This window comes from Weissella sp. DD23, assembly GCF_001579105.1.
Taxonomy (GTDB): domain Bacteria; phylum Bacillota; class Bacilli; order Lactobacillales; family Lactobacillaceae; genus Weissella; species Weissella cibaria.
Genome location: NZ_KQ970480.1, coordinates 1 through 411, shown reverse-complemented (window position 1 = coordinate 411; position 411 = coordinate 1). Strand labels below are relative to the sequence as shown.

Here is a 411-nt window from a genome sequence, read left to right as displayed (position 1 = left end):
AAGGGAGGTGGCTAAGATGACACTAACATCAGAACAAGTTAACGACTTTAGTCGGGCAGATGATTTTCATATTGCGCCTTATCGAGCTGATGGTCGCACGCCGGGGACACCAACATGGATTTGGTCGGTCGTTGTCGACGATGAGTTATACGTTCGCGCCTGGAATGGGTTGCAATCACGTTGGTACGGATCAGCAAAGAGCCAAGGGGCGGGTGAAATCACCATCGCTGGTCAGACGTATCGCGTCGCCTTTGAACTCATTTCGGGGGCTGGCTATGAGCAACTTCAGGCGGCAATTGATACTGCCTATCAGACAAAGTATGCGGACAGCGCCTATATGCCACCAATGTTGGGTGCCGGACCACGTGAGGCGACGGTCCGTGTGATTTTGAAAGAACGAGGAGCATGAAC

General features: G+C 52.3%; 1 protein-coding gene. It reads left to right on the top strand.

Annotated elements, in window-relative coordinates; all coding sequences use genetic code 11:
* On the top strand, positions 1-409 hold a 409-nt coding region (locus tag WEIDD23_RS12350; protein WP_347474459.1), incomplete at its 5' end, for a DUF2255 family protein.
* Positions 410-411 lie beyond the last annotated feature (2 nt).